Origin of the sequence: Thermus thermamylovorans, from assembly GCF_004307015.1 — a bacterium.
Classification (GTDB): Bacteria; Deinococcota; Deinococci; order Deinococcales; family Thermaceae; genus Thermus; species Thermus thermamylovorans.
Window position 1 is genome coordinate 1 of sequence record NZ_SIJL01000045.1, and the last position, 1,080, is coordinate 1,080.

General features: G+C 56.8%; 1 protein-coding gene. It reads right to left on the bottom strand.

The window, feature by feature from the left end:
* Nucleotides 1-66: 66 nt before the first annotated feature.
* A partial coding sequence (locus tag ETP66_RS11815) for a hypothetical protein (protein WP_236630335.1) occupies nt 67-1,080 on the bottom strand: 1,014 nt, incomplete at its 5' end.

Below are 1,080 nucleotides of genomic sequence, written 5' to 3' on the forward strand. Positions count from 1 at the left end.
CCCGCCCCGAAGAGGCGGAAGGCTTCCAGAGCAAGGAGCGGGGCCACAAGCATTAGAGGACGCTTGTCATGAAGAGAAGCCTGTTACTTCCCAGACGACCCCATTTGTGGGAGAGCAAACTAGCATCTTTTCCCCATCTGGGGTGAAGCGCACGCAAGTCGGAGAGGGCAAGCCCCTCACAACCGGGGGATCAAATGCATAGCTTCTAGATTCCTGCGGATCTAGGGCAATTATAGTTCCTTGAATTGGTTGTGTGACGTACAGCAGGTGGTTGTAGGGATGACCAATGATACCTCCGAGCTCACCCAAATCGTAACCGATCGTGTGCCTTTCTGCTATCTCTAAGGCACTCTGGGGCCTAGAGTTTTGCTCCTCAAGTGGAAACACCACTACGCGTCCTAGGCTCGAAATCGCCAGAACGAGGGTATCCTCTACATCGGGTAGGAAGGTTGTCCATGAGTTTTTACTGCACTTACTTGCAAAGGCGCTCCAGTTTTCTGGCCAAGTTTCTGGAGGGGTAAACCCTTCGGTACCCACCGAACGCCGACTCGGGATGTCTATGATCACGGGGGTTGGCGTTCCGGTAGTAATCTCGCTGACAAGGCCCCTGACATCTTCCAGAGAGTCAGACCGAGCTGACGAGACTACGAAGATACGATGACTTCCTTTCCTACTTCTAACACAAGTGATGCTATAAGGCCTTATCAGGCCAGAGCAAAAGACTGGCATTTGGGAGGCAGGTCCACCATGTGTGATGTCAACCACCCTTTCGCCCCAAAACTCTGAAAGAATAATCCTGCCGTCGGGCAACGGGCACATGCTGGAGGGCCCCTGGAGCCCCCAGGCAAAGGGCTTGGCCTCCTCCATGTCCCCGCCCTTGGTGACGTCCTTCACCTTGCCCGTGGTGCGCTCCACCACCAGGAGCCTGCCGTCCGGGGTCCACTCCATGTGGGTGGGCGCGTGCAGGTTCCAGGCGAAGGGCCTCACGTGAACCCGCCGCGTCCGGCCGCCGACCTTGACCTCCTGCACTTCCTTGAGCATCTCCTTCACCCCCTTCCGGGTTAGCCCCAGGGTAGCAGG